At 44.0% G+C, this 1,494-nt stretch carries 2 protein-coding genes; both read left to right on the forward strand.

All coding sequences use genetic code 11. The features are described from left to right. A partial coding sequence (locus R7Q47_RS24230; protein WP_318089752.1) for a GGDEF domain-containing protein occupies nt 1–764 on the forward strand: 764 nt, incomplete at its 5' end. A 28-nt stretch (nt 765–792) separates the two neighbouring features. Then, nucleotides 793–1,134: a hypothetical protein gene (locus R7Q47_RS24235; protein WP_318089754.1), complete on the forward strand. Its 342-nt coding sequence runs from the start codon at nt 793–795 to the stop codon at nt 1,132–1,134. The last annotated feature ends 360 nt before the right edge of the window (nt 1,135–1,494 follow it).

The following is a 1,494-nucleotide window of genomic DNA, read 5'->3' on the forward strand; positions in this document are numbered from 1 at the left end:
TGTCTCAGTTGAGAGCACTTGAAGAAGAATTTTCTGAGCACATTCACGGCGAAGAAATGATCAACATTAAGTTTGACCTTGAAGCGAAATTGGCTCAGAAAGAGTTGAATTTGCTTGAGACGAAAAACGCACTTCAAGCCTCTGAGTTGCGCTCGCAACGTTACCGAGAAATGTTCTACTTTATCGCTATTGCAGTCATTGGTGTGGTGGGTTTCCGTTATGTTTTGCGAGTCAAAAAAATCAATAAAGCACTAACTCAAGAAAGTACTACAGATCTGTTGACGGGCCTTCACAATCGCCGCTATTTAGAAGTGTGGTTAGAGAAGATGGCCCGCCGCACTCCAGATAGAACCTTCGCGCTTGCGGTTCTTGATGTCGACCATTTCAAAGCTTTTAACGACACTTATGGTCACGACATCGGCGACCAAATGTTGATGCACATTGCCTCTATCTTCAACGAATCCACTCGTTCAGGTGACCTGCTGATTCGTTGGGGCGGTGAAGAATTTGTGTTGCTGGTGGAGGTGAACGATCCAAATGATTGTGCGAAATCGCTAGAGCGTTTGAGACATGTCATTGAAAATACGCCATTAATCATTGACTCTAAGCCAATAAACGCCACAATTTCGCTTGGTGCGGTCGACCGGTTATCAGCCCAAACCATCAAACAAGAGTGGGACCAATGGTTCTTCTTGGCCGACCAAGCGTTATACGACGCAAAACAAGCGGGCAGAAACCAATTTAAGATTCACTCGACGTCTTAGTGGCGTCCACGAGTAAATAGATACTTCCATGAAGAAAAAATTAATATTCGCCTTGCTTTCTCCTGTTGTTTTATCCGCTTGTAGTAATCAACAAGCGTCGCAAATGGGCATGCGTAGCAGCAGTGTGAACATATACGCTCAACAAATGAGCAATACTCAACTGTGTGAGACGCTGTATTACAATCGCTCAACGAACCAAACCAAAGTCGCGATTGGTGCAGAATTCAACCGCCGTGGACTCAATAAAAAATGGTGCGATAACGAATTGAATAAGTGGTATTTGGAGAAGTTTGTCGATAGCGTACTACCAAAGAAAAAGCCAGCACCGCGCAAACCGATGGCAACCATTCAGCCGGCCTCCACCAAATAGTAACTGTAGTAGCTATCACCTCTCTCCAGCTAACAGATGAGATAGAAAGCAGAAAGTCCTTACCAACTTTCTGCCTTTTTTACAGCTAACAATGATCAAGATCAGCCAAAACCTTCCTTTACTTCAGTGAGTTAACATCAATTTACGCAGTCCGTCGAAAAAACAACGTAAACAATTTGTAAACAGTTTGCGTCCTCATTCTTTGCCGCTAGTTTTATTCATTCCTGTTTAAAGGAGTATCGAACAGGGACAAAAATTCCAAACAAAGACATGAGGTCAAAAATGGAAACACGCTTTAATCGCCTATTTGCCGCAATGTTGGCTGTGGGCCTTGCACCTGCCGTCTCGGCGTTTGATCCG

The organism is Vibrio sp. Vb0349 (assembly GCF_033338975.1).